Origin of the sequence: Crassaminicella thermophila, from assembly GCF_008152325.1 — a bacterium.
Lineage (GTDB): Bacteria > Bacillota > Clostridia > Peptostreptococcales > Thermotaleaceae > Crassaminicella_A > Crassaminicella_A thermophila.
Genome location: NZ_CP042243.1, coordinates 1,415,370 through 1,441,563, shown reverse-complemented (window position 1 = coordinate 1,441,563; position 26,194 = coordinate 1,415,370). Strand labels below are relative to the sequence as shown.

Sequence of the window (26,194 nt, the reverse complement as noted above, 5' to 3'; positions counted from 1 at the left end):
TCTAAATTATATGTGTCTAAAAATGAATTTGTGCATGTCTTTTAAGAAAAAATGTGATTTATCTTAATGAATTAATTTCTCTTGCAATTTTTTTAAATAAAGGTGCAGCTACTTTTGATCCAGAACCACCATCTTCAACAATAATAGTAATCACATATTTAGGATTATTTGCAGGAAAGTAACCTGTGAACCAAGCATGTACAGTAGCTTTCCCTTGCAATATTGCTTGTGATGAACCTGTTTTTCCTGCAACACTACCAATTTCGTTTAATCTTGCATTTTTAGCTGTACCTATTGTTACTACTTTCTCCATCATGTATTGAATCTTTTTTGCAGTTTTATAACTTAACACTCTAGTTGGATTGTTTTTTTTGATCTTTTTAACAAGATTTCCATTATCATCGATTATTTTTTTTACTAGATAAACACCTTTATCAATACCATTATTAGCAATAATAGAAGTCATCTTTGCCACTTGTAATGGTGTAACCTCTAATGTTCCTTGCCCAATAGAAATATTACCAATACCAGCTCCCTTTATATAATCTTTTGTTGGTAACCTACCAGGTATTTCTTCTAATAATCCTATGTTTGTCAAAGTACCCAGTCCTAATTTCTTTGCCATTGATATAATTTTTTCTCCACCTATCTTCTGTCCTAATTGAATAAAAGCAGCATTACAAGATAAAGCAAATGCTTCTTCTAAATTTAATTCTCCATGTCCACCATTATCAAAACTACTGCATCTTATTCTAGTCTTTCCTATTTTTTCATATCCTTTACAATAAAAAGTTTCATCTATATCTGTAATTTGATTTTCAAGCGCCGCTGCTGCAACAACTATCTTAAAAATAGACCCAGGTGGATATCCAATTTGGATCGACCTATTATAAAGTTCTTTATTTTTACTTTTTAAATACGCTGCAACATTATTTTGATCGAAATTAGGTCTACTAACCATTGCTAATATTTCTCCACTTTTAACATCTAATATGACAACACTACCATTTTTTTTAAGTTTGTCAAATTCCATTTCTGCAATACTTTGTATACGGTAATCCAATGTAGTAACTATATTTTTTTTACTGTTTGGTAATACATTATCAATTTTTTTATACCCTAAGCCTGGTATAATTCTTTTTTTAGCATCTACAATTGCGTATATTTTAGAAAACTGATTTTCTTTAAGAATTTTATCATATCTTTTCTCTATTCCTTTTTCTCCAGTATTATCTATCTTATTAATATAACCTATAACATGAGATGCTAAGCCATTCTTATCATATCTATCACTATATTCAACAGAAAATACTCCCTTCATCATTGTTGTCTTTTTAATCAGATCTATATTATTGTTAACTATCTTGAGTCTAATAGATCGGTTACTAGTTAAGTAATTAAATTTTAATTTATCAGATTTAATACCTGTTATATTGCTAATAATTTTAAGATTATTCTCTGATGCTATAAAATATTCTGGAAAGATAATCAAATACTTAAATTTATGCTTATTGGTTAATAAAACAGTATTTCTATCATAGATTTTTCCTCTTTCAATTCCAATAGGTATCTCTTTCATCCATTGACTTTTAGCCCTTATATAATAATCATTTCCTTTAATTATTTGAACATATATTAATCTACCTATAAGTCCAAAAAGCATAATTGTAAAAACAAATGCAATTGAAAAGATTCTTTTTTTATATATATCTAATACTGCAATTTGTTGTTCTTTGTTTTTTCTATCTACTCTACACCCCAAAAAAAACACCTTCCTTAGAAAAATTAGATATTATAATAATATCCAATTCTAGGAAGGTATATACTTTACCCAATCAGCATTCTATTGCTATTTTGTTTTTCATATATAATAGATCTTACTTTTGAAACCATAATATCTATTGCTACTTTATTATAACCACCCTCTGGAATAATAATATCTGCATATCTTTTATTTGGCTCAATAAATTGAAGATGTGCAGGTCTAACTGTATTTAAATATTGTTCAATTACTGATTCTAAGGTTCTACCTCTTTCTCTTATATCTCTTGTAATTCTTCTGATAATTCTAACATCTGCATCTGTATCTACAAATATCTTAATATCCATTAAATCTCGAAGTCTTTCATCCTCTAAAATCATAATACCTTCTAAAATTATAATATCTTTAGGTTCTACAAGAATAGTTTCTTTCTCTCTTGTATGCATTGAAAAATTATAAATCGGTTTTTGAATAGCTTTGTTTTCTAAAAGATCCTTTAATTGTTGCAGCAGCAATTCAATATCAAAAGCTAAAGGGTGATCATAATTGGTTTTAACTCTTTTTTCCATTGGTAAATGACTTTGATCTTTATAATAAGAATCTTGTTCAATAATTGTAATATTTTTTTCTGGTAAACAATCAAAAATAGCCTTTGCAACTGTACTTTTTCCTGATCCTGTTCCTCCTGTAATTCCAATTAAAATAGGCTTACTCAACAGTATCATCCTTCCTACACTTTCTAATAATATAGTATTTTTCAACTGGTTTATTCATTTTTATTTTAATAATTTGTTGAGGATGTGGCGCAACACTGATTTCTTCTCCATCACTATTCCACATGTATTCAATAGTCTGATCAAAATTTTTCATGTTAGGACCCATTATTTCGACTATATCTCCCTTAAAAATTCTATTTCGTTGTTCGATTGTAGCAATACCTGTATTTTTATCATAATCTATTACTAAACCTAAGAAATCATATTCTCGAACATACGAACTACTTGCATATAATTGTTCTTTATAACTAGGCTTATCAAAATAAAAACCAGTAGTAAATTCCCTATGGCTGGCTTTTTTTATTTCATATATCCACATAGGATCAAATTTGTAATTCCTTCCCATTTCGTAATAAGTGTCAATAGCTTTTCTATAAACATTTACTATGTTGGCAACATAATATGCACTTTTCATTCTTCCTTCTATTTTTAAACTTGATATTCCAGATTCAATTAGCTCAGGAATGTATTCAATCATGCATAAATCTTTCGAATTAAAGAAATACGTACCTTTTTCGTCTTCAAAAACTGGTATGTATTCTCCAGGTCTTTTCTCTTCCATCAAATAATATTGCCATCTACACGGATGTGCACATTCTCCTCTATTTGCATCTCTATTTGCCATATAATTGCTAAGTAAGCATCTTCCTGAATATGATATGCACATTGCACCATGTACAAAAGCTTCTAATTCAAGATCTTTAGGAATATTTTCCCTTATTTTTCTTATCTCATGCAAAGCCAATTCTCTAGCTAAGACAATTCTTTTCACTCCTTGCTTGTACCAAAATTTTGCACTCATAAAATTTGTAGTATTTGCTTGTGTACTCAAATGAATTTCAATATCTGGCATCAATTCTTTTACATACATCAATGTACCAGGATCAGACAAGATAATGGCATCTACATTCAACTTTCTTAATTGTTCTAAATAAGTTGGCAGTTCTTCTAAATCTTCATTGTGAGGAATAATATTTAATGTAACATATACTTTTTTTCCTTTTTCATGAGCAAAATCAATTCCTTTTTTCATATCTTCAAATGAAAAATTTCTTGCACTAGCTCTTAACCCAAAAATCTGCCCTCCTAAATATACAGCATCTGCTCCATATATAATTGCCATTTTTAATTTTTCTAAGTCTCCCGCAGGTGCTAATAATTCTATTTTCTTCATTTTTTTGCCTCCTAATCCTTGTAACTTATAGCTACTCCATCTCCTATAGGTAATATCGAAGTTGTAAGATGTGGATGATTCATTATATAGTCTAAATATGTCCTCATTCTCTTTACAATAGTCCTTTTTCTTCTTACTACATATTCATTTGAAGCTACCATTCCCTTGTATAATACATTATCTGAAACAAGTACGCCACCTTTTTTTAAAAGATTAATACTTGCAGAAAAAAAACTCATATATTGACCTTTTGCAGCATCAAGAAATATAAGATCAAATTCTTCATTTAAAGCCGGCAAAATATATTCGGCACTTCCTTCTATAATTTTAATTTTTTCACTTAATCCAGCCTTATGAATATTGTTTGTTGCAATTTCCACCATATCAGAACGTTTTTCAATACTTACTAATTTACCATCCTCCATAGCATTTGTTAAGATAATTGCAGAATACCCTATTGCTGTTCCAATTTCTAAAATTGATTTTGTTCTATTTATTTTTGTAATAACTTCTAAAAGCTTTGCCACTTCTGGTTGAATAATAGGTACATGATTTTCAAAAGCAAATTCTTCCATTTCTTTTAATAAATCAGTATTTTTCGGCAAAGTATCCCTTATATATCTTTCAACCAAATAATTAACTATATTACTCAAAATACACAACTCCTTTTATTCTTTATAAACAAAAAGGAATACGTAAATATCTTTACGTATTAATTTCTCCTTAAAATCAATTACCATTCTTTGCATTTAAATGCTCTTTATAGGTCTTACTAAAATGATGCTCTCCATTTTTCCCTACAACAAAATATAGATAATCAGAATCTTTTGGATACAAAGCTGCTTCTATAGATGCTTTTCCAGGTGACGCTATTGGCTTTGGTGGTAAACCATAATATTTATAAGTATTATAAGGAGAATTAACTTCTAGATCTTTTAAACTTAGCTTTGTTTTTCTTTTATCTAAAACATATTGAACTGTTGCACATGATTGAAGATACATACCTTTTTTCATTCTATTATAAAAAACACTTGATACAAGTGCCCTTTCTTTATTTAGCTTAGCTTCTTTTTCTATTATAGACGCAAGGGTTACGATCTCATTTACGCTCATATTTAATTCTTTTGCTCTATTATAATAAGTATCAACAAAAATATCATCAAAACGATTAAGCATCTTTATAATAATCTCTCTTTCCGAAGCATTTTTAGAAACTTCATACGTATCAGGAAACAAATATCCCTCAAGTCTATTTTGTCCTTTAGGAACATCTCTTAAGAATTTATACTCAAAATCTCCATAATTTGCTATTCTCACAAATTCATCTCTATTGATTAATCCTTTTGTTTCCAATCTGTCTACAATTTGATTAAACTCAAATCCTTCAGGAATAGTAAATTTTACTGTATCTTTTATAGTTTCTCCCTTTACTAAAGTATTTATAATTTCATTAGCAGACATATTTACTTTAAGTAAATATATCCCTGCTTGCATTTTACCATCCGTTTTTGATAATTTACTTAAAATACGAAAAGCTAATTCATTATTGACTACATTCTTTTCTTTTAATATTTTTGCAATTTTATTTGTAGAAGCACCAATAGGTATTTCTATCGTAACTTCATTATCACTATTAGCATTTACAGGACCCACTTGCTTATCAAAATAAAGTTTAAATCCACCTAATAAAATAACGATAGAAAATATAAATATTATCATTCTATTCTTTAGAGATGATTTCATTCATATACCTCCAATAAATGTTTTCATTTTATTAAGTTATATAAGTGTTTTTCTCTTCATAATTTTATCCCTTTTTTATATTATAAACTAAGTTCTATTGTTCTGTCTAACAGCTAAATCACCTATTTAAAATCTAGAACATATAAACATCATCCTCTTTTTCATATTTTCACAAATAAAAATATGCTGCATCAACAGCATACTTTTATATTATACTTCCATAATGATAGGCAAAATCATTGGACTTCTCTTAGTTTTTTCATACAAGAAACCTTTCAGACTATCTTTTATTGAAGCTTTTAATGCAGCCCATTCTCTTACTCCATTCGCTTGACAAATTTGTAATGCATTTCTCACTACTGCCCTAGCTTCATCCATTAGAACTTCAGATTCTCTTACATAAACAAATCCTCTTGATATAATATCTGGTCCCGAAACTACTTGTCCATTTTCCTTCGTAATTGTAACAACTACAACCATAAGTCCATCTTCTGATAAATGTTTTCTATCTCTTAATACAATATTCCCCACATCTCCAACACCTAAGCCATCTACTAGAATATTACCTGCTGGTACATTTCCACAAATTTTAGCCCCTTCCTTTGATATCTCTACAACCTGCCCATTTTCAATTGTAAATATGTTTTCACTTTCCATTCCAAGACTCTCAGCAAGTTGACCATGTTGCTTTAGATGCCTATATTCACCATGTACTGGTATAAAATACTTTGGTTTAATTAAAGAATGCATTAACTTGAGTTCTTCTTGACATGCATGACCAGATACATGAACATCTGCTAAAGATTCATAAATAACATTTGCACCTTTTTCAAATAATAGATTTACAACTCTTGCAACAGTTTTTTCATTGCCTGGTATTGGTGATGCAGAAAGAATAACCAAATCTCCAGGTTGTATTTCTAACTTTTTATGTTCTGATGATGCCATTCTGGATAAAGCTGACATAGGCTCTCCTTGGCTGCCTGTAGTGATGATAACAACTTCGCTATCCGGATATTTATTGATATCATTAATGTCTATTAGCATATCTTCTGGAACATTTAAATATCCTAAATCCATTGCTACATTTACTACATTTACCATACTTCTTCCTGAAACAGAAATTTTTCGATTAAATTTATATGCTGCATCAATAATTTGCTGTACTCTGTGAACATTTGAAGCAAAAGTAGCTACAATAATTCTTTTGTTTGCATTTCTAAATATGTTTTCTAGGGTTACTCCAACAGTTCTCTCAGACATTGTATACCCTTGTCTTTCAACATTTGTACTATCCGCTAGAAGTAATAGTACTCCTCTTTTTCCTAGTTCTGCTAACCTATGAAAATCTATTGGCTCTCCATCAATAGGGGTAAAATCTATTTTGAAATCACCAGTATGTACAATCGTTCCAAGAGAAGTATGAATTGCTAAGCAAACTGCATCCGCAATGGAATGACTTGTTCTAATAAATTCTACTTTAAATTCTCCAAGCTTCATTATATCTCCAGGCTTAACAACTTCCATATGTACATTTGAAGATAATTTATGCTCTTTTAGTTTATTGTCTACTAACCCTAGAGTTAATTTTGTTCCATATACAGGCACATTTAGCTTTTTTAAAACATATGGTAATGCACCTATATGGTCTTCATGCCCATGTGTAAGTACAATACCTCGTACCTTATCCTTATTCTTTATCAAATATGTAATATCTGGAATTACTATGTCAATTCCTAGCATTTCATCCTCTGGAAAACTCATTCCGCAATCAACAACAATAATATCATCTTTATATTCAAAAGCCATCATATTTTTTCCAATTTCATTTAAACCACCAAGAGGAATTACTTTTATTTTTGCTAATTTTCTTGCCACATTATCACACTCCTTATATTTACTGTATATAAACCCGCCCTGATATTACATTTTAAATCTATAACCCCGGACAATTTCACCTTATCTATTATACTTTATTTGATATATGTTAGCAATATGTAACAGTTTTAACAAAGTTTTAATTAAAATACATAACCCTTTATACTTATTATTACTTTTTTTTTTATAAGTAAACCACTAGTATCTAAAATTTTATTACTTAATAGAGAAAAAAATCCTGTAACTTTTTAGATACAGGATTTATTGACACTTAGAACAATATCCAAAGAACTTAACCTTATGATCATTAATTTTAAAATCATAATTTTTTTCAATTTCTTCTTCTAATGTTTCCAGTAAATCCACTTCAACCTCAATGATCTCTCCACATTTTACACATATTAAATGGTGGTGCTGATGATTGTCTTCATGGGTATTCAGTTCATATCTACTACATCCATCATCAAGATTAATCTTTAATATAATCTCTAACTCATCTAGGAGTTGTAATGTTCTATAAACTGTAGCTAAACCAATTTCAGGGCATTTTTTCTTAACCATATCATAGATTTCTTCAGTGCTCAAATGTTTTCCTTGATTTTCAATGATTGTATCTAAAGTAGCTCTCCTTTGTGGAGTAAGCTTATATCCTTTTTCCTTTAATCTATCTTTTAAATTTTCCATAATCTCCTTCATTTTAGCACCTTCTTTTTCAATTAATAATATCTCTTACATGGAATAGTTTAATTGCTAAGGATACAAAAGTCAAGGTGTAATTCTATTACTAGATAAAAAACTGGTTTTTCTAATTATCAGTATCTATTATTGCCTGCAATTTTTGATTTTCAAAGTACATAACTTACAATCTTCACACTTAGGTTTTTGCTTTATTATTGCATAACACCTTGGACATCTTTTACAATTATAATCATTAATAATATTTCCACATATTTTGCAAATAATTTGCATAGAATCACCCCTTTAAAAATTCTAAATCTCAATCTGTATCATTTGATATTTATTATCATATAATTTTTATCCCTCTATAATTATATGTAAATATTATAATTTCTATATATTAGAATAAAAACTATGACGTAAAAATGCCATAGTTTTTATTTTTTCTTTTCATTAAATAATTCTTCATAAGCTTCAAGAACTAAATTAAGCTCCTCTTCATTTTGAACATTTTCAAGTACTTCTTCTCTATCTACTTGTACAATTTTAAAAATCACTACCTCTTCATCATCATTTTCATCTAATGGTTGAAGAATTGCATATTCAAAATCATTCACTTTTAAGGTTGCAATTATTTCAAAATCCATCTCTTTTCCATCTTCATCAAGTAAAGTTATTATATTATTATTTTCCACTATGATCACCTCTTTATTAATTTTGTGAGTCTAAATAGCTTTGCAAAATATAAGTTGCAGCTATCATATCAATTACTTTTTTTCTTTTTTTTCTGCTGACATCAGCACTTATTAATACTCTCTCAGCGGCTACAGTTGTTAATCTTTCATCCCATAAAACAATTTCCATATTAAAACGATTTTTGAGTCCTTCTACAAATTGTAGAACTTTTTCACCCTGTGGTCCAATTGTACCATTCATATTTTTAGGTAATCCTACGATAATTTTTGTTACTTCTTTTTCTTGTATAATTTCTCCTAGCCTTTTATAATCTGCTTTTTTATTTGTTCTTCTGATAGTTTCAATTCCTTGTGCCGTTAATCCCATTGCATCACTTACTGCAACCCCTATCGTCTTATCACCAACATCTAGTCCCATTATTCTCATTTTTGACCCTCATCTCTATACAATTTTTATACAAAATTGTGGACAATAACTACTACAATACCCACAAAGGACACATTTATCTATATCTACAACTACTTTATTACTAACTATACTTAATGCTTTATGTTTGCAATGCTTAACGCAGTTTCCACACTTTTCACACCAATAATCTATATGAAGTTTTCTTTTCTTTGTTGAAATCTTATTTAATATTTCGTCTGGAATCTTTTCTCCACTAAATTTTAATACATTCGCAATAACTTCTTCTTTTGTTTGCATTCCAACAGCAATGGAATGAAGTTCATTTATACCAATTGCATAGTCTAAACATTCACCAACAGAATGTATTAAATTCCCTCCTCCAATAGGTTTCATTCCGTATATACCTTTTCCATTTTTATAGGCTTTTTTAATAGCTTTTAGCATATCATCTCTACTACCATCTTGTATTCCTATCCCCGTCTTATTAATAATAGGATGAATTACATCTATTTCTTCCATCTTAGCTGCTACATCAACTGCTCTAATGGTATGAGTAGATATACCTACAGCTTTTATTATTCCCTGCTCTTTCATTTTTAAGTAGTAATTTAAGGCTCCATAATGTCCTTTTAATGTATGCTCACTTTCCTGCTCATGCAATAAAAATATGTCAATTTTTTCAATATTTAATCCAGTTAATGCTTTATATAAGCTTACCTTAGCAGTTTCTTCATCATAAGCATATGATTTTGTAGCAACAACAATATGATTCTTATTATAATTTTCTAATGCCATTTTAATATATGGATAAGTTTCATATAACTCTGCAGTATCAATAAAATTTACACCTCTATTAAAAGCTTCTAAAATTATTTGAGCACCTATTTCAATTGGTAAATTTGCTTGTAGCGGTCCTATGGTTAATCCACCAAAGCATAATCTAGATACTTTTATTCCTGTATTCCCTAATACTCTATATTCCATACTATACTCCTAACTATTTTCTTTTAAGTAAATAAAAGTAAGATACAACATACTCATTGCTAAAAATATGATTCCTGTTGCTGCAGCAACAACACCCGAATCGTTCACAAAAAATGCTACTATACAAGCCATAATAATGCCTGACCAACCAATTGATAAATTAGAATATAAATTAGTTAATTTATATATTGTACCAACTGGTCTATAAAATAACGTAGCTAATATTATAATAGCCGATATTAAAACTTTGCTCCATATAGTAATTCCAATCAATCTCAAATTCATTGAAATCTTTCTTTTTATAATTACAAATATAATTCCTGGCCCACTTTGTATGATTTGGTGAATTGCTCCTGCTAAATGTGATTGGCTTTTTAATAGTTTTATATCAATAAAAGCCATGCATGCCACAACAAATACTACTGATATACCAATAAGCATAAACTGTTTTAATTTTATTTTAATATTAGATAGTCTTAAAGCTGTAAAAGCAAAAGCTGCTACTGCCGTAATCGTTCCTCCTACATTTGCTCCTAACTTTGGAAACCCTATTATTAATATTGTAATCAAAAAAGTTAAGATTGCCCATATTTTATTAAGTTTGAACCTGTCAATTATAGCTGTTGAAAATACAAGAGTTGAACCAATTAGCACCCCCATATACTCATTGCCTATACCATAATATCTTGCACCAATAATAGGGTCATACCCTAAAAGTGAATTTTTCATTAAGTTGGCATTAGTACATATATCTAAAAGTAATCCAAATGTAGTAATAAAAGATAGTATAATTAAACTATCCAATGTATTTTTACTTATTTTTTTAGCAACATACGTAATTATAAAAGTCAATCCAACCAATATAACAAAAGTTATAAAAAGATTTTGAACGTGAAATATAGGCAAAATTAACATTACAAAAGGTACTGTCATGGTACTTAATAAAATATTTTTAAAGTGGCAAAATAACCTTTTATTTATCTTATCTTCAATTAAAATCATAATTAATGCTATGATTGAAACAAATATTTCAAATACTGCAAAAGCAGATAATACTGGATACCTATTTTGTGATATATTTACAACTCTTTCATTCAATTTCATTAAATAATCAAAATTATTATTTTTCAGAATAACTCCAACAGGTCTTCCACTCATATTTTGCATGCTTGTTTCAAGATACTCAGCAATAGATGGGGCAATATCAACGTTACCAATAATACCTATTCTTCTTGTAGTGTTTGAAGTCAAAATCCCTTTACTGATTCCATCTCCATAAAATATAACAGGTGTTAATTTATTACCAATCTTTCTATCTACTGATGATGGATAAGGCGTTACAAGAATAATTCTTGTATTATCTTCATTTATAACATTGAATATATTTTCAATATAGTGGTCAACATCTTTTAAAATTTTTGATTTTTGCTCTAAATACATTTCATCTGATAAATTAGATTTATACCTTTCTAATCTTCCAAGATCGCCAATATCAATTACAATTAATTCCGATTTATTATACACATCTCGAAAAATTTCTGTTAATTTAGAATAATTACTTTTAAAACCAAAAGGATATGTTTCATCATTTATTAAAGCATCTTGCTCAATATTACCATAATCTACATATCCAATATGATCCATAGCAATTATGGGTGCAAGTCTAATAAGATTATCTTTAGTATCTGCATTTCCTATAGCTGCTGTTTTCATTCCTTTATCATGAAGAGATTGTCCTAAAGTTCCGGGAACTGCTCCATATTGTCCACTTTTATTTAAGCGTATGAGTCTAGGCATATCTATATTGATAATCCCTTGATTTGGAATATTTACACCAGTTCTTCTATAATAAATAGCTTTAATTTCATCATTAAGATTAAAACAACTCGTTGAGTTAGATGAAGCTTCAGCTCTTACTCCTGACCCTATTGTTGCATATGCTTTATAAATATTTTCTTTTGATGAAGTTCTATTATTCATCAATGCAATGGCACCATTATCAACTAGTTTTTGAATGGTACGCATGCTATAGAGATCTTCATAATTTACCTCATTCATCACAATCAAAACCACTTTTTTACTTTTATCAGCATATGAGAATGAAGTTAGTATGACAAATATTAGAACAATAGCTGTATATATTTTCAATATGTTGTTTTTCAATTTATCTCTCTCCTACTTATTTTCTAAATATTTCTTTAATAATTCTTCTAATAATTCATCCCTCTCTAGCTGTCTTATTAAACTTCTTGCATTATTATAACTAGTAATATAGGTAGGATCTCCTGAAAGAATATATCCTACTAGTTGATTAATTGGATTATAGCCTTTTTCCTTTAATGATCTGTATACATTTTTTAAAATTTCTTCTGCTTCATTAATTTTTTCTTTATCAACACTAAACTTCATTGTAAAATTAGATTTATCATTCATCATTAAACACTCCTTCCTTTCTTTTATAATATATATATTCTCTTTATTTATACATAATCCTTCAATAAACGTACTATGACCATTTTAATATTAAAAAGAATTTAGTGGACGAAAGTTTACATAAAAACCTTCGTCCACAAATCATAATACTATTTTACTTGCTCTTTTACTAACTGAATTACATATTCAAGCGCCTCATCAATTTTTGAAGCATCTTTTCCTCCAGCTTGTGCCATGGTTGGTTTCCCACCACCACCACCACCTGTAATTTTCGCAATATGCTTTATAATGTTTCCTGCATGAATCCCTTTTGCTACTACATCTTCTGTTGCCATAGCAAGAAAATTCACCTTACTATCATTCTGCACTCCTAATACTATAAGACCAGATCCTAATTTGTCTTTTAATTGATCTCCTAACTTTCGTAAGCTATCCATATCTAAATCAGCTAATTTATATCTTATCACTTTAATATCATTAATTTCAACAACATTTTTTAGTATCTGATCTACTTCTCCACTTGCTAATTTATTTTTAAGTATTTCTACTTCTCTATGTGCAGCTTTCAACTCATTTACTATATTTTCTATCTTTGTTACTACTTCTTTTGGATTACTCTTTAAAGTTTTAGCAATTTCATTTATTTTAAATTCCTGTTCTCTTATATATTCATATACTTTATACCCTGTAATAGCCTCAATTCTTCTAATACCAGCAGCAACTCCACTTTCACTTATAATCTTAAATAATCCTATTTTACTTGTATTATCTATATGTGTTCCTCCACATAATTCCATGCTGAAATCATCAATAGAAACTACCCTTACAATATCCCCATACTTTTCACCAAATAAAGCTGTTGCTCCTTTTCTTCTAGCATCATGTATACTCATCTCATCAGCTATAACCCTTAAACCTTCTAATACCTTTTTATTTACCAATTCTTCAACCTTTTCTAACTCTGACTCTGTTAAAGGCCTAAAATGTGAAAAGTCAAATCTCAATCTATCATCAGTTACCAATGACCCAGATTGTTCAACATGCTGTCCCACTATATTTCTTAAAACCGCATGCAAAAGATGTGTAGCTGTATGATTTCTTGAAGCATTTATTCTATTTTCCACATCAATAGCAGACTTAACAACTGTATTTAATGCTATTGTACCTTCTATTACCTTCCCTACATGTAATATTCTATTATTACTAGCTTTTTTACAATCTAATACTTCTATATTGCATGTTTCATTAGATAAAACACCTCTATCTCCTGACTGCCCTCCTCCTTCAGGATAAAATGGCGTAACATCTAATATTATAGTTACATTATCTCCTTGTTCTGCTTTCTCTACAAACTCTCCATCTTTAACTATAGCTAAAATTTTTGAAGGCATTGTATATTCTTCATATCCTTTGAACTCAGATTTTATACTCTCGTCTAATTTTGTATAAATATCTTCTTTCCAACCTTCTCCCTCATTATTTTGTCTAGCATTTCTTGCTCTTTCCCTTTGTTTCTCCATCTCAACCTTAAAACCATCTTCATCAACTATCATATTTTCTTCTTCTAATATTTCTTTTGTAAGCTCTAACGGGAATCCATAAGTATCATATAATTTAAAAGCATTTTTTCCTAATAAAATTTTTTCATTTTTTTCTTTAAGTTCATTAATATATCCTTTTAATATTTCACTGCCTTGGTCTATTGTTTCTTGAAATCTTTCTTCCTCAATAGCAATAACCTTATTAATATACTCTTGTCTTTCTATTAGCTCAGGATAAGCTTCTCCAGATACTTCTATTACACTATCTACTAATCGATTTAAAAATGCTCCCTCTATACCAATAAGTTTACCATGTCTTGCTGCTCTTCTGAGCAATCTTCTAAGTACATATCCTCTACCTTCATTACTTGGCATAATACCATCACATACCATAAATGTAACAGAACGAATATGATCTGTAATAATCCTAATAGATATATCTATTTTTTCATTTTTTCCATATTTTTTACCTGATATATCAACTACTTTATCTAATATGTGTTTTATTGTATCAATTTCAAATATTGAATCAACATCTTGTATAATACATGCAATCCTTTCTAATCCCATTCCTGTATCAATATTAGGATTCGGCAAAGAATTATAGTTTCCATTTTCATCTTTATCAAATTGTGTAAAAACATGATTCCAAAATTCTATATATCTATCACAATCACAACCCGGTTTGCAATTTGGACTACCACACCCATATTTTTCTCCTCTATCATAATAAATTTCAGAACACGGTCCACACGGCCCAATTCCAATTTCCCAGAAATTATCATCTTTTCCCAGTTTTACAATTTTTTCATGAGAAATTCCTATTTTTTTATTCCAAATTTCATATGCTTCATAATCTTCTTCGTATACGGATACCCATAATTTATCAGCAGGAAGATTCAAATACTTTGTTACAAACTCCCAACCCCATTGAATAGATTCATTTTTAAAGTAGTCTCCAAAAGAAAAGTTTCCAAGCATTTCAAAAAAAGTTGCATGTCTTGCTGTTTTTCCTACATTTTCAATATCTCCTGTACGAATGCATTTTTGACATGTTGCCATTCTTTTCTTAGGAGGCGTATCTATTCCCATAAAATAATTTTTTAAAGGAGCCATTCCTGCATTTATTAATAATAAGCTCTTGTCATTTTCAGGAACTAATGAATAACTCTTTCTAATATAATGCTCCTTGCTTTCAAAGAAGTCTAGAAATTGCTTTCTCAATTCATTTAAACCCATCTTTTTCATTATATCAACCTCCATCTACTACTTTATAAAAATAAACTCCCATCCCACATATAGGGACGAGAGTTTCTCGCGGTACCACCCTACTTACCAAAAATTTGGTCTCTCATTAAGCACAATACCTGACTTTATAACGGTTGTCTTCCGTTAACCTCTACTACTATTTCAAGGTTAATACTCAGAAGCTGCTTCCAAAAACTCAAATCGGAAATCTTTCAGCCAGCGAACTTCCTCTCTATAGATTTTGAGTTAATGTACTCCTCTTCATCATTGTATTTTCTATATTAACTTGAGTTGATTATATAAAAATTAGTACTATTTGTCAAACATTTAAATATATTATTCCTATATTTTCAATAATTATTTACGTTTTTATAATTATGTCTATGATATGCTTCATAACTATCTTAATACTTGCTGCGATAGGCACAGCAAAAATTAAACCAACAATTCCAAGCCACTCACTTCCTATTAACAACGCTAAAATAACTGTAACAGGGTGAAGCCCAACACTTTCGCCAACAATTTTAGGGGTAATAATTCCACTTTCTATTTGTTGAATAATTATAAAAGCAATAATTACCCACAAAGCCTTAGTAGGTGTATCTAATAAAGCCACTACTATCGCAGGTATAGCACCGATAACAGGCCCAAAATATGGTATAATATCTGAAATTCCAGCAATCGTTCCAATAAGAAAAGCAAAATTTACCTTGATTATTAATAATGCAATTATGCTCAATACACCAACACAAGCTGCTACGATTAATTGGCCTCTAATAAACTTGTTCAGCAAAACATGTATATCCTTAAAAATATTTACTAACTCATTTCTTAATACTCTCGGAATAATAAATGTTAATTTTTTTTTGAAATAATCTGCATCTTTCAAAAAATAAAAAGTAAAAATTGGTATAAGTACTAATGTTACAATTTGTGAAAACATATTAAATATTTCACTTGTTATTTCTTTTATAGTCTCAACAATATAATACTGAGTTTTTGATAAATGATCTCTTATTATATTTTTTACAGTAGTTAACTGTGGAGAAAAATTATCCAACTGTTCAATTTTTATATATACATTATTTAAAAAATTATCTACTTCAGTTGTATACTTTGGCAATAACTCCACTAATTTTCTTGTCTCAGTTACAATCTTAGGTGTTACAGTAATAGAAATTAGTATAATTACTAATATTATTGAGATGTAAACAACAATAACACTCCATGTTCTTGAAATTCCTCTTTTATCAATTAAATGAACTATTGGATTTAGCAAATATGCAAATATAATAGCCCAAATGACAGGAGTAAAAATTTTCCACAATATTACTCTAAAATTATATAACACAATGATTAACAAAAATATAATCATAAAAATCAATAAATAGAAAAAATACTTTTTCTTTATTCTCAGTTGTTTCATATTTTCAACATACTGATTTCCAATATGTATTAAGTAATATATGGAAAATCCTAATAATAGTAATATTAGAATATTTATACTCACAATAAGTACTAAAAATATATAAAATATAGGTTTCATTTGTATAAAATATAATAAATTCAATCCTTCATCTATCATATCCTTCACATCCTTACTAAGTTTGATGAAAAGCAGCTATTTTACTAGCTGCTTTTCATTAAACTACCTTAACATATTTATAGATTGAATCACATCTATCATATTGGCTGCACTCTTCACAATTTTTCTACCTCGTCTCATAATCATCCTTCTCTGTCTAGGATTCATTCTTTTATATGCATACATACCAGTTGTAGCACCAATTACGCTTCCAGCTATCATACCAGAAATAAATCTATTTTTCATAATTAGAACTCCTTTCTATTAAATAAAAATATTATTAAAGCTATTCTAGTGGAAGTAATTTTTTTAATCCTCCAGTATTATAAAGAGTAGACGTATTTAAACTTTTAGGAATAATAATAGAATTTTTATTAATATATAAAGAATCTTGTAAAGGTAAAATTGGCCTTCCTTCCACTAAATCGTCAAATAATCCCTCTGTCAAAATCAATCCTAAAAGTTTACCAGTTAGAATTTCTATCAAAATATCTTGAACATTACCTACATAATCACCAGTATCTGTTATTACCTTTAATCCTAAAAGCTTTTTTCTCAAATAAAATTTGCCTATATACTCCTTTGTGCTTTTAATACATTCTTGTTTTTGAATAACAACTGCATCTTCTCCAATACTTTTAATATTTTTAAAATAAATAATCTTAGGTTGATGAAAATATCCACCTTCATCAACTAAAAAAGCAATTACTCTAAAGCTTTTTTTACAACAAATAATATCTTTAATTTCTATATTTTCATTTTCTTTTTCTAAACAGATTATAGGTAAACCAACAATATCTTTTCCTATTTTTATCATTAAATACACCACGCTTATCTTTAAAAGTAATTGCTGTATTGTTATCATTCCACCTTATAAAAAAAAAATGCACTTATTCGTGCACTTCAATTATCTTACTTTTTTTGTAATAGTTCCACCACCTACAAGATAATCTCCATCATAAAATACTACAGCCTGTCCTGGAGTTATTGCTCTTTGACTATCATCAAAAACAACACGTACTACGTTGTCTTTTTCTATATATATTGTTGCATCTGCCGGTTTTGCATTATATCTAATCTGTGCTTTCACACGTAAACTGCCTTCTATTCTGTTCAAATAAATAAAATTTACATCACTAGCTAACAATTCTCTTCCAAAAACATCTTCATTTTCTCCTAGTACAACTTGATTCTTTTCAGGAATAATATCCACTACAAACATTGGCTTTCCTAATGCAATTCCCAATCCTTTTCTTTGCCCAATGGTATAATAAACAATTCCTTTATGTTTTCCTAATACTTTTCCATTTTTATCAACAAAATCTCCTGGAGCAATTTTCCCAGGTTTTCTGTCTTCTATAAATTTTCCATAGTTATTATCTTTTACAAAACAAATTTCTTGACTATCCGGTTTAGAAGCAGTTATAAGCCCAAGTTCTAATGCTAATTGTCGAACCTCTTCCTTTGAAGAAAATTCTCCTAATGGCATTAAGGTATGTTTTAATTGTTCTTGTGTAAAGTTATATAATGCATAAGTTTGATCCTTAGCAACTGCATTAGATTTTTTTATCTTATATTTATCTATTTTTTCATCATATACAATTTTTGCATAATGTCCTGTTGCTACATAGTATGCACCTAAGTTATGCGCACGTCTTAATAATTCATCAAATTTCATAAATTTATTGCATGCAATACAAGGATTTGGGGTCTTTCCTGATAAATATTCATCTACAAAATAGTCTATAACTTTTTTCTCAAATATGTCTTTAAAATTCATTACATAAAAAGGAATCCCAAGTTTATTTGCAACACGCCTTGCATCATCAACTGCTGATAAGCCACAACATCCACCTACTCTTTCTACTTCTTCTTCCTCCATATCCGGCCATACCTGCATTGTAACACCAATTACTTCATATCCTTGTTTTTGCAAGATATATGCTGCTACTGAACTATCTACTCCACCACTCATACCAACAACTACTTTTTTCTTATCTAAAAAAGTCATTTTATCACCTACTTCTTTTATTTTTTCTTTTTTATGCAATTTTTATTCAATTATAAAACCCAGGAAATCCTGGGCTTATTCATCAATTTCTTCATCATGATGCTCATGATGATCTGCGTCTGGATTAAAATCCTCTAATCCTTTTATTTCAATATTATTTTTTTGTGCATAGTCAAGCAAAGCAGCTTTTACAGCTTGTTCTGCCAAAATTGAACAGTGTACTTTTGCAGCTGGAAGTCCACCTAATGCTTCAACTACAGCTTTATTTGTTAATTCCAATGCTTCTTGAATTGTTTTTCCTTTTATCATTTCAGTAGCAATACTTGACGATGCTATAGCAGATCCACATCCAAAAGTTTTAAATTTCACATCTTCAATGATATCATTTTCAATTTTTAGATAAATTTTCATAATATCGCCACATTTAGCATTTCCAACTTGCCCTACTCCATCTGCATTTTCTATTTCACCAACATTTCTTGGATTAGTAAAATGATCCATTACTTTTTCTGAATACATTATTTTTGTCCTCCCTTTACGTTTTCATACAATGGTGACATTTGTCTTAATCGATCTACAATTTTAGGTAGTTGTTCTAGCACATAATCTATATCTTCTTCTGTTGTAAAATCACCAATTGTTAGTCTCAAAGAACCATGTGCAATCTCATGCGGTAATCCAATTGCCATTAAAACATGTGATGGATCTAATGAACCTGAAGTACATGCTGATCCACTAGAAGCTGCTATACCAACCATATCTAAGCTTAATAGTAAAGATTCCCCCTCAATAAATTCATACACCATATTCACATTTCCAGGTAATCTTTTTTCTGGATGCCCATTTAATCTCACATAATCTATCTTTTCCATTATACCTTTTATTAATTTTTCCCTCAACATTTTTAAATGATTTATGTGATGATCCATATTTTCCATAGCCATTAGAGCAGCTTTTCCGAATCCTACAATTCCTGGAACATTTTCAGTTCCTGCTCTTCTCCTTCTTTCTTGTGCTCCCCCATGGACAAAAGAATGTATTTTTACACCTTTTCTTATATACAATGCACCAATTCCCTTTGGACCATATATTTTATGAGCAGACATAGACATTAAGTCAATATTTAATTCATCTACATCAATTTCTACATTTCCTAATGCTTGAACAGCATCTGTATGAAAAATTATTCCTCTTTCTTTAGCTATCTGACCAATTTGTTTTATAGGCTGAATTGTACCAATTTCATTATTCGCAAACATAATAGAAATAAGTATTGTTTTGTCTGTAATTGCATTTTTCAATACTTCTAAATCAATCAATCCATATTTATCTACATCTAAGTAAGTCACATCAAAACCATTTTTCTCCAAATATTCACAAACATGAAGTACTGCATGATGCTCAATTTTTGTTGTTATAATATGATTTCCTCTATCTTTATTTGCATAAGCAATCCCTTTTATCGCCCAGTTATCTGCTTCAGATCCGCCTGCAGTAAAATAAATTTCATTAGTTTTTGCTCCAATCAATTTTGCTACTCTTTCTCTTGCTGTATCTACTGCTTGTTTTGCTTCTCTACCAAAAGAATATATACTAGATGGATTTCCAAATTTCTCTGTAAAATAAGGTAGCATTTCATCTAATACTTCTTTTTTCATTGGTGTTGTTGCAGAATAATCAAGATATACTCTTTTACTCATTTCATCATCTCCCTGAAGTTTATATATAGTACATATATGAATCATTATTATTCATTTTCTTATAATCATTGATCATATCTTGTAGTGTTATACTATCCACTACATTGTTTATACTATCTCGAATTTTTTCCCATATGGTTCTTGTAACACAGTAATCTGCCTTATAACATTCTTTCGAGTCATTCTCTATTACACACTCTGCTGGAGCAAGTGGCCCTTCAAGAGTTCTGATAATATCTCCAACAGTAATATCCTCTGGTTTTCGCGCAAGAATATATCCACCTTGTGCTCCTCTAACACTCTTTACCAAACCTGCTTTTCTAAGATTTGAAAACAATTGTTCTAAATAGTGCACAGAAAGATTTTGTTTATCTGCAATACTATTCAGAGCAATTGGGCCATCACCATAACTTAATGCTAATTCAAACATGGCTTTCACACCATATCTTCCTTTGGTAGATAGCTTCATTCTATCACTCCCTTCAAAATCCCAAGTGATTTACTCAGAATTCAATTCTAAGTATATTATACCCAAGTATTTTTGTCAACATTCAACAATAATATTTTTCTTAGTTTTAAGTACTTTTATCTAATATGTATTGTATACATCCTACATACAAAAATAAGTATAGCACCTAGTTAATCTTATTATAAATCTAGGTCTATACTTATTTTTATCTATACAAATTTTATTAGATCCATTTTAACTTTCTATAGTCGATAATAATAAATATCTGGAATTTGTCCTTTTCTTGTAAATCCTTTTGTAAAATTATGAAATATATTTTGAACATTTTCAATAGCTTCAGATAACAAGTTTAAATAAGGTATATATATTAATTTTACTGCTGAATCAGGTAAACCTTTAAACCACGCGAGATTAAACTCTCTTGAATTATATATGCTTAAACCTGAAAAATGATAGAAAATTAACTTATCATCATCCACATAAATAGCTCCATCTCTATAAGATATATGATAATTATCTATATTCCATACTGCTACATTTGCTCCCTTTGTGTTCACAATATGCACATTTGAAAATAGATTAGCCCATCTTTCTACATATCTTTGATCTCCAAACAATTTTGCTTTTATATCTGGTTCTTTATAACACCACTTTATGCATTGTTTTTTCCACCATACTACAGCACTTAGTGCATCATTATTATTCTTACAACCAACAAAACCAGTATTATATCTACCTGTTACATCGTAAGTATCCATAAATCTATTCGAATTATTATGGTCAGTTAAATATAATGACGCATCAATATTTTCATTAAATATATTTTCTAAACTCGAGTAAAAACAAATATCAGCATCAATATGTGCATAATATTGTGCACTAGAAAAATTTTTCATAACATAATACATCATTGCAGGCTTTAATGTCCATGCATATTCTTGTCGTGTACGATTCGCTTTTGCTTTCATCAGATCCTTATCCTGAATATGATATATTTTATAGCATTTTAAATGCTTAAACTTTAAATTAGAAAGTATATTATAAACTTCTTCATCTACACACAAAACATGTAAATGAAAATCATTATTATAATACTCTAAGGATTTATACATTACAATCAATTTATATAGATAGTTATTTGATGCAATGGTAGAAAAGTGAAACCTTCTCATAGGAATTTCTCCTCTCTTAAACATTCACCCTATGGATAATAGCACCCTGTACCTGTTTTTTATCTATAAAATATCCATTAAAATTTGATATAGCTTTTACCTTTGAAATTACATTTTGTAGTGTGTTTATATATGGGTTATAAATATCTCTAATAAACTCTTTTTTGAACCCAATAATAAAAGCAACTTCTTTTTTACTTAATAATCTAAGTCCTGCAAAATGATAACATATTAACTGCACATTATTAATATATACTTTTCCATTTATAATTGTCGTTTTATATCTCCCATGATTCCAAAATCCTATGTTTACACCAGGCGTTTTTATATCATAAGTATTGTTAAAAATAGACTGTATATTATCTAAATATTTTTGATCTCCAAACTTACCTTCTTCAACCTTATCATAACACCATTCAATACATCTTTCTTTCCACCATTTTAATGCATTTAAACCTTCTATATCTTTTTTAAAGCTTATAAATCCAGAGTTATATTTTCCACATATACTTTCTAGATGTTTTAAACTCCTAGTATAATTATGTGGAGACAATAATACTGAGTACTTAGCACCTTCTTCAAAAATTGGATTTGGATCATTAAAAAAATACATATCCGAATCTATATAAGTGATTCTGTTAATATTTTTAAATTTATTGATTACATATTCTAAAAATACTGGTTTTAAAGTCCAGCAATATGCGTTTAATGGTCTTTCAATTTTCTTTTTCAATAAAACTTCATTTTCTATCTCCTCTATACTGACTAAAGTCGTATTTATTAGATTTAGTTTTGATAAAATTTCATATGTTTCTTCATCTATGCAAAGAATAAATATTTCTAAATTTTTCATAATAGTATTTAGAGAATAGTATAAAGCTATACCTTGATACAATCTATATTTTGTCATAATAATACAAAATCCATTTTTCATTGTCTTCCTCCTAGTGCTTTATTATTCTTCACTATACTAAAGTTTAAAATAACTTTTATACCATTTAATTGTTTTACATAATCCTTCATCTATATCAAATATAGGTTGCCAATTTAAAATTTCTCTTGCTTTTTGAGCTGAAAGATATTGATGTTTAATTTCATTTTTTCCCTGCTTCAAAATTATGGGTTTTAAATCACTATCCATAATTTTCAATATTTTATCTACTATTTCCAAAACTGTTAGTTGAGTTTCATTGCTAAAATTAAAGGCTTCTCCATATAGCTGAAGTTCTTCCATCTTTTCAACTAATAATAAATAAGCTTTTACTGCATCTTCAACATAAAAATAATCTCTTATAAAGGTCCCATCACTTCGAATAACAGGTGCTTCATTGTTTAATATAGATTTGATTGTCTGCGGTATGATACGATTAAAATTAAGATCTCCTCCTCCAAATAAATTACCACAGCGTGTAATGCATATTGGTAAATTATAGGTATGATAATAAGATTGTGCAATCAAATCAGCACAACTTTTAGATACATCATAAGGATGTCTCCCTTGTAGAGGCATACTTTCATTATATGGCAAGCTTTCTTGATCCCCATAAGCTTTATCAGTAGATGCAACAATAACACTTTTTATCAACGGACTTCGTCTACAGGCATCTAATATATTCCATGTACCTAGTATATTGGATTTGAAAGTTAAAACTGGATTTCTATTTGCAATCCCTACAATGGCTTGTGCTGCTAAGTGAAAAACTATATCAATTTCATATTCTGCCAATGCTCTCTCTAAAACACAAAAATCCTCTAAAGATCCTCTTACCCAATTCATTTTATTTGCATAGTCATTTTCATAAACATTTGAATTTGCAACGCAGTCTCTAACTAAACCTGTAACGTTTGCACCTAAATCAATCAATTCTTTTGCCAAATAACTTCCTAAAAATCCTGTTGCTCCCGTTATAAAAACATTTCTATCTTGCCAGTAATTTGTATTTTTCATCTAAACCACACCTTCCAAGGAGCTTTAGTATTTTGCCACATTTCATTCACCTTTAGTAGATCTTTATACGTATCCATAGCTACCCAAAATCCTTTGTGTTGATAAACCGCCAATTGTTCATTTTTTGCTAAATTCATTAATGGCTCTTGTTCAAAAATGCAATCACTATCATTTTTTATATATGAAAAAACCTCTTTATTTAACACAAAGAAACCGCCATTTATTATATCCTTTGTATATGGTTTTTCTTGAAATGATTTGGCTATATCATTTTCTACAAGTAAAGTTCCATACTGATTTACCTTTGCTATACCTGTTACTGTAGCAATTTTCCCTTTACTGTTATGAAAATCTAGTAATTTTTTTAAGTTTATATCTGCTAAACCATCTCCGTAAGTTAACATAAAAGTTTCATCTTCAATATACTTTTGTATTTGTTTAATTCTTCCTCCTGTCATAGTATTTATGCCTGTATCTATAAAAGTAATTTTCCATTTTTCTGGTTTTTCCAGTAATCGTATACTTTGCTGTTCACTATCTAGTAAAAAATTATGATTTTTCCAGTAATAGTTCATAAAATATTCTTTAATTTTATCTCCTTTATACCCAAGTAACAAAACGAAATCATTCAATCCATAATATAAATAAATTTTCATAATATGCCATAATATAGGTTTATCTCCAATCATAGCTAAAGGCTTAGGTATATCATCTGTAATTTCCTTCATTCTTGATCCTTTTCCACCACATAAAATTACGACTTTCATTTTTCGCCTCCTTTAAGGTTTTTTAAGTATTAATCCAGCTCGTACAACTTCATAATACCTACTCAATTCAAATTATGTGTAAAAAGATAATTTTGTTACGAATTTTCATATATAAATTGAAAAAGATGATAAGCATCGTTTCACATAATGCTTATCACCTCATTATGATCTTAAATGTTCTGACTATATGCGAATTTTATATTAAAGATAAATAAATTTCTAAAATTTTCTTTGCAACCTTTTTCCATGTATAATTTTCTCTAATAAAATCTCTAAACAAACCATTTCCTTTTTCTTCAAATGATTCCATAACTTCTTTGTATATGGATTCATTATCATAAGGATTACAATATCTTACAAACTCTCCAAAAACCTCTTTTGTTGAACCGATCTCTGTTGTTACTACATTACATCCAGCCATACCTGCTTCAAGATTTGCAAGGCCTGGGTATTCAAGCCAACTAGGTAACACATGGACCCTTGCACTTTTATAAATTGAATTTAATTCTGATGTTTTTATATTTTCTAATAAGTATATATTCTCGCTTCTTACTTTCATACATTGTTTAAGATAATCCTTATCATTAACAGAACCTACTAGTACTATTGGTATTTTTTCTTTTGAAATTGCTTTAATTAAACCAAGCTGATTTTTCTGGTAATTGATTCTTCCTACACACAAAATGTAATCATCTATTCCATATGTATTTATAAGATAACGCTTACTTCCATTAGAAAAGTTTTCATCTACCCCATAAGGGATACATTTATACTTTGACGAAGTATTGTAATTTTTTATAATTAATGCTGCTTCACTATAGCAATGCGGTAAATATATATCACAATTATCAAACAAAAATTTCCTCTTTTTTTCACTACGATACCAAGATTCTAGTTTTTTTTGCTGTTTTGTATCTTTAAAATAATTTCTTAAATCCCAGTATATTGGTGTTAAAACTATTTTTTTATTATTATTTTTTGCATGTTTCATAAATTGATAACTTTCCTGTACTCTTATCGTATTAAAAATGTGAACGATTTCATACTTATTTAGATTTATCTTAGTATCAGTGCAAACATCTATCCTTATTCCAAAATTTATTAAATTTTTTTTTAGATTTTGCATTATAATACTATCTCCTGCAATATTACTTAAATAATCTTTTCTTATTTGAAATAATACGTTCATTAAATCACCCTTTTGAAATTTTAAGGACTTAA

25 protein-coding genes and 1 other annotated feature are annotated in these 26,194 nt (G+C 28.9%); all 25 genes read right to left on the bottom strand.

Annotated elements, in window-relative coordinates; all coding sequences use genetic code 11:
* Positions 1 to 58 precede the first annotated feature (58 nt).
* Complete coding sequence (locus tag FQB35_RS06865) at positions 59 to 1,762, bottom strand: peptidoglycan D,D-transpeptidase FtsI family protein (protein WP_148809273.1); 1,704 nt, start codon at positions 1,760 to 1,762, stop codon at positions 59 to 61.
* A 65-nt stretch (positions 1,763 to 1,827) separates the two neighbouring features.
* Positions 1,828 to 2,478: a uridine kinase gene (gene udk / locus FQB35_RS06860; RefSeq protein WP_148809272.1), complete on the bottom strand. Its 651-nt coding sequence runs from the start codon at positions 2,476 to 2,478 to the stop codon at positions 1,828 to 1,830.
* The gene (locus FQB35_RS06855; RefSeq protein WP_148809271.1) at positions 2,471 to 3,712 is read right to left on the bottom strand and encodes a peptidase U32 family protein; all 1,242 of its coding nucleotides are present in this window, start codon (positions 3,710 to 3,712) and stop codon (positions 2,471 to 2,473) included. The genes udk and FQB35_RS06855 overlap by 8 nt, the downstream gene beginning before the upstream one ends.
* Positions 3,713 to 3,723: 11 nt before the next feature.
* A complete protein-coding gene (locus tag FQB35_RS06850; RefSeq protein ID WP_148809270.1) occupies positions 3,724 to 4,365 on the bottom strand; it encodes an O-methyltransferase in 642 nt (213 codons plus the stop codon).
* Positions 4,366 to 4,441: 76 nt separating this feature from the next.
* Positions 4,442 to 5,455, bottom strand: coding sequence for an endolytic transglycosylase MltG (mltG, locus tag FQB35_RS06845; RefSeq protein ID WP_148809269.1), 1,014 nt, complete (start codon positions 5,453 to 5,455; stop codon positions 4,442 to 4,444).
* A 210-nt stretch (positions 5,456 to 5,665) separates the two neighbouring features.
* Positions 5,666 to 7,333 carry a ribonuclease J gene (locus FQB35_RS06840; RefSeq protein ID WP_148809268.1) on the bottom strand — a complete coding sequence of 556 codons (1,668 nt, stop codon included), beginning with the start codon at positions 7,331 to 7,333 and terminating at the stop codon, positions 5,666 to 5,668.
* Between the two features lie 261 nt (positions 7,334 to 7,594).
* Positions 7,595 to 8,029 carry a Fur family transcriptional regulator gene (locus FQB35_RS06835; protein WP_148809267.1) on the bottom strand — a complete coding sequence of 145 codons (435 nt, stop codon included), beginning with the start codon at positions 8,027 to 8,029 and terminating at the stop codon, positions 7,595 to 7,597.
* A gap of 419 nt (positions 8,030 to 8,448) precedes the next feature.
* Positions 8,449 to 8,706 (bottom strand): DUF1292 domain-containing protein, encoded by a 258-nt coding sequence (locus tag FQB35_RS06830; RefSeq protein ID WP_231701872.1) that lies wholly within the window; start codon positions 8,704 to 8,706, stop codon positions 8,449 to 8,451.
* A 16-nt stretch (positions 8,707 to 8,722) separates the two neighbouring features.
* Positions 8,723 to 9,133: a Holliday junction resolvase RuvX gene (ruvX, locus tag FQB35_RS06825; RefSeq protein ID WP_148809266.1), complete on the bottom strand. Its 411-nt coding sequence runs from the start codon at positions 9,131 to 9,133 to the stop codon at positions 8,723 to 8,725.
* Positions 9,134 to 9,148: 15 nt separating this feature from the next.
* Positions 9,149 to 10,099, bottom strand: a complete 951-nt coding sequence (locus FQB35_RS06820) for an aldo/keto reductase (protein WP_148809265.1) — start codon at positions 10,097 to 10,099, stop codon at positions 9,149 to 9,151.
* A 9-nt stretch (positions 10,100 to 10,108) separates the two neighbouring features.
* Positions 10,109 to 12,262, bottom strand: coding sequence for a hypothetical protein (locus FQB35_RS06815; protein ID WP_148809264.1), 2,154 nt, complete (start codon positions 12,260 to 12,262; stop codon positions 10,109 to 10,111).
* A gap of 12 nt (positions 12,263 to 12,274) precedes the next feature.
* Positions 12,275 to 12,535 carry an IreB family regulatory phosphoprotein gene (locus FQB35_RS06810; protein ID WP_333473054.1) on the bottom strand — a complete coding sequence of 87 codons (261 nt, stop codon included), beginning with the start codon at positions 12,533 to 12,535 and terminating at the stop codon, positions 12,275 to 12,277.
* A gap of 146 nt (positions 12,536 to 12,681) precedes the next feature.
* Positions 12,682 to 15,321, bottom strand: coding sequence for an alanine--tRNA ligase (gene alaS / locus FQB35_RS06805; RefSeq protein ID WP_148809262.1), 2,640 nt, complete (start codon positions 15,319 to 15,321; stop codon positions 12,682 to 12,684).
* A gap of 49 nt (positions 15,322 to 15,370) precedes the next feature.
* Positions 15,371 to 15,598 (bottom strand) — a binding site (T-box leader).
* A gap of 84 nt (positions 15,599 to 15,682) precedes the next feature.
* Entirely contained in the window at positions 15,683 to 16,906 is a 1,224-nt protein-coding gene (locus tag FQB35_RS06800; RefSeq protein WP_168198269.1) for an AI-2E family transporter, read from the bottom strand.
* A 63-nt stretch (positions 16,907 to 16,969) separates the two neighbouring features.
* Positions 16,970 to 17,152: a hypothetical protein gene (locus FQB35_RS06795; protein WP_148809260.1), complete on the bottom strand. Its 183-nt coding sequence runs from the start codon at positions 17,150 to 17,152 to the stop codon at positions 16,970 to 16,972.
* Between the two features lie 40 nt (positions 17,153 to 17,192).
* Entirely contained in the window at positions 17,193 to 17,771 is a 579-nt protein-coding gene (locus FQB35_RS06790; protein ID WP_148809259.1) for a PRC-barrel domain-containing protein, read from the bottom strand.
* Positions 17,772 to 17,813: 42 nt separating this feature from the next.
* The gene (gene mnmA, locus FQB35_RS06785) at positions 17,814 to 18,917 is read right to left on the bottom strand and encodes a tRNA 2-thiouridine(34) synthase MnmA (RefSeq protein ID WP_148810782.1); all 1,104 of its coding nucleotides are present in this window, start codon (positions 18,915 to 18,917) and stop codon (positions 17,814 to 17,816) included.
* Between the two features lie 75 nt (positions 18,918 to 18,992).
* Positions 18,993 to 19,436 carry a Fe-S cluster assembly scaffold protein NifU gene (gene nifU / locus FQB35_RS06780; protein ID WP_148809258.1) on the bottom strand — a complete coding sequence of 148 codons (444 nt, stop codon included), beginning with the start codon at positions 19,434 to 19,436 and terminating at the stop codon, positions 18,993 to 18,995.
* Positions 19,436 to 20,617 carry a cysteine desulfurase NifS gene (gene nifS / locus FQB35_RS06775; RefSeq protein ID WP_148809257.1) on the bottom strand — a complete coding sequence of 394 codons (1,182 nt, stop codon included), beginning with the start codon at positions 20,615 to 20,617 and terminating at the stop codon, positions 19,436 to 19,438. Before nifS ends, nifU begins: the two co-directional genes overlap by 1 nt.
* A 19-nt stretch (positions 20,618 to 20,636) precedes the next feature.
* Positions 20,637 to 21,086 carry an RrF2 family transcriptional regulator gene (locus FQB35_RS06770; protein WP_148809256.1) on the bottom strand — a complete coding sequence of 150 codons (450 nt, stop codon included), beginning with the start codon at positions 21,084 to 21,086 and terminating at the stop codon, positions 20,637 to 20,639.
* 242 nt (positions 21,087 to 21,328) lie between these two features.
* Positions 21,329 to 22,258 carry a hypothetical protein gene (locus FQB35_RS06765; protein WP_148809255.1) on the bottom strand — a complete coding sequence of 310 codons (930 nt, stop codon included), beginning with the start codon at positions 22,256 to 22,258 and terminating at the stop codon, positions 21,329 to 21,331.
* 16 nt (positions 22,259 to 22,274) lie between these two features.
* Complete coding sequence (locus tag FQB35_RS06760) at positions 22,275 to 23,192, bottom strand: glycosyltransferase family protein (RefSeq protein WP_148809254.1); 918 nt, start codon at positions 23,190 to 23,192, stop codon at positions 22,275 to 22,277.
* 36 nt (positions 23,193 to 23,228) lie between these two features.
* Positions 23,229 to 24,206, bottom strand: a complete 978-nt coding sequence (locus FQB35_RS06755; protein ID WP_148809253.1) for a GDP-mannose 4,6-dehydratase — start codon at positions 24,204 to 24,206, stop codon at positions 23,229 to 23,231.
* Complete coding sequence (rfbF, locus tag FQB35_RS06750) at positions 24,203 to 24,973, bottom strand: glucose-1-phosphate cytidylyltransferase (RefSeq protein WP_148809252.1); 771 nt, start codon at positions 24,971 to 24,973, stop codon at positions 24,203 to 24,205. The genes FQB35_RS06755 and rfbF overlap by 4 nt, the downstream gene beginning before the upstream one ends.
* A 196-nt stretch (positions 24,974 to 25,169) precedes the next feature.
* A complete protein-coding gene (locus FQB35_RS06745; RefSeq protein ID WP_148809251.1) occupies positions 25,170 to 26,162 on the bottom strand; it encodes a glycosyltransferase family 4 protein in 993 nt (330 codons plus the stop codon).
* Positions 26,163 to 26,194: the final 32 nt, after the last annotated feature.

What these genes read in the sequence shown, in the direction of transcription:
- FQB35_RS06855 (WP_148809271.1), bottom strand. Translation starts at nt 3,712, where the DNA reads ATGAAGAAAATAGAATTATTAGCACCTGCGGGAGACTTAGAAAAATTA.
- mltG (WP_148809269.1), bottom strand. Translation starts at nt 5,455, where the DNA reads ATGAAATCATCTCTAAAGAATAGAATGATAATATTTATATTTTCTATC.
- FQB35_RS06835 (WP_148809267.1), bottom strand. Translation starts at nt 8,029, where the DNA reads ATGAAGGAGATTATGGAAAATTTAAAAGATAGATTAAAGGAAAAAGGA.
- ruvX (WP_148809266.1), bottom strand. Translation starts at nt 9,133, where the DNA reads ATGAGAATAATGGGACTAGATGTTGGTGATAAGACGATAGGGGTTGCA.
- FQB35_RS06820 (WP_148809265.1), bottom strand. Translation starts at nt 10,099, where the DNA reads ATGGAATATAGAGTATTAGGGAATACAGGAATAAAAGTATCTAGATTA.
- FQB35_RS06810 (WP_333473054.1), bottom strand. Translation starts at nt 12,535, where the DNA reads ATGATGAATGATAAATCTAATTTTACAATGAAGTTTAGTGTTGATAAA.
- alaS (WP_148809262.1), bottom strand. Translation starts at nt 15,321, where the DNA reads ATGAAAAAGATGGGTTTAAATGAATTGAGAAAGCAATTTCTAGACTTC.
- FQB35_RS06800 (WP_168198269.1), bottom strand. Translation starts at nt 16,906, where the DNA reads ATGATAGATGAAGGATTGAATTTATTATATTTTATACAAATGAAACCT.
- FQB35_RS06795 (WP_148809260.1), bottom strand. Translation starts at nt 17,152, where the DNA reads ATGAAAAATAGATTTATTTCTGGTATGATAGCTGGAAGCGTAATTGGT.
- FQB35_RS06790 (WP_148809259.1), bottom strand. Translation starts at nt 17,771, where the DNA reads ATGATAACAATACAGCAATTACTTTTAAAGATAAGCGTGGTGTATTTA.
- mnmA (WP_148810782.1), bottom strand. Translation starts at nt 18,917, where the DNA reads ATGACTTTTTTAGATAAGAAAAAAGTAGTTGTTGGTATGAGTGGTGGA.
- nifU (WP_148809258.1), bottom strand. Translation starts at nt 19,436, where the DNA reads ATGTATTCAGAAAAAGTAATGGATCATTTTACTAATCCAAGAAATGTT.
- nifS (WP_148809257.1), bottom strand. Translation starts at nt 20,617, where the DNA reads ATGAGTAAAAGAGTATATCTTGATTATTCTGCAACAACACCAATGAAA.
- FQB35_RS06770 (WP_148809256.1), bottom strand. Translation starts at nt 21,086, where the DNA reads ATGAAGCTATCTACCAAAGGAAGATATGGTGTGAAAGCCATGTTTGAA.
- FQB35_RS06765 (WP_148809255.1), bottom strand. Translation starts at nt 22,258, where the DNA reads ATGAGAAGGTTTCACTTTTCTACCATTGCATCAAATAACTATCTATAT.
- FQB35_RS06760 (WP_148809254.1), bottom strand. Translation starts at nt 23,192, where the DNA reads ATGAAAAATGGATTTTGTATTATTATGACAAAATATAGATTGTATCAA.
- FQB35_RS06755 (WP_148809253.1), bottom strand. Translation starts at nt 24,206, where the DNA reads ATGAAAAATACAAATTACTGGCAAGATAGAAATGTTTTTATAACGGGA.
- rfbF (WP_148809252.1), bottom strand. Translation starts at nt 24,973, where the DNA reads ATGAAAGTCGTAATTTTATGTGGTGGAAAAGGATCAAGAATGAAGGAA.
- FQB35_RS06745 (WP_148809251.1), bottom strand. Translation starts at nt 26,162, where the DNA reads ATGAACGTATTATTTCAAATAAGAAAAGATTATTTAAGTAATATTGCA.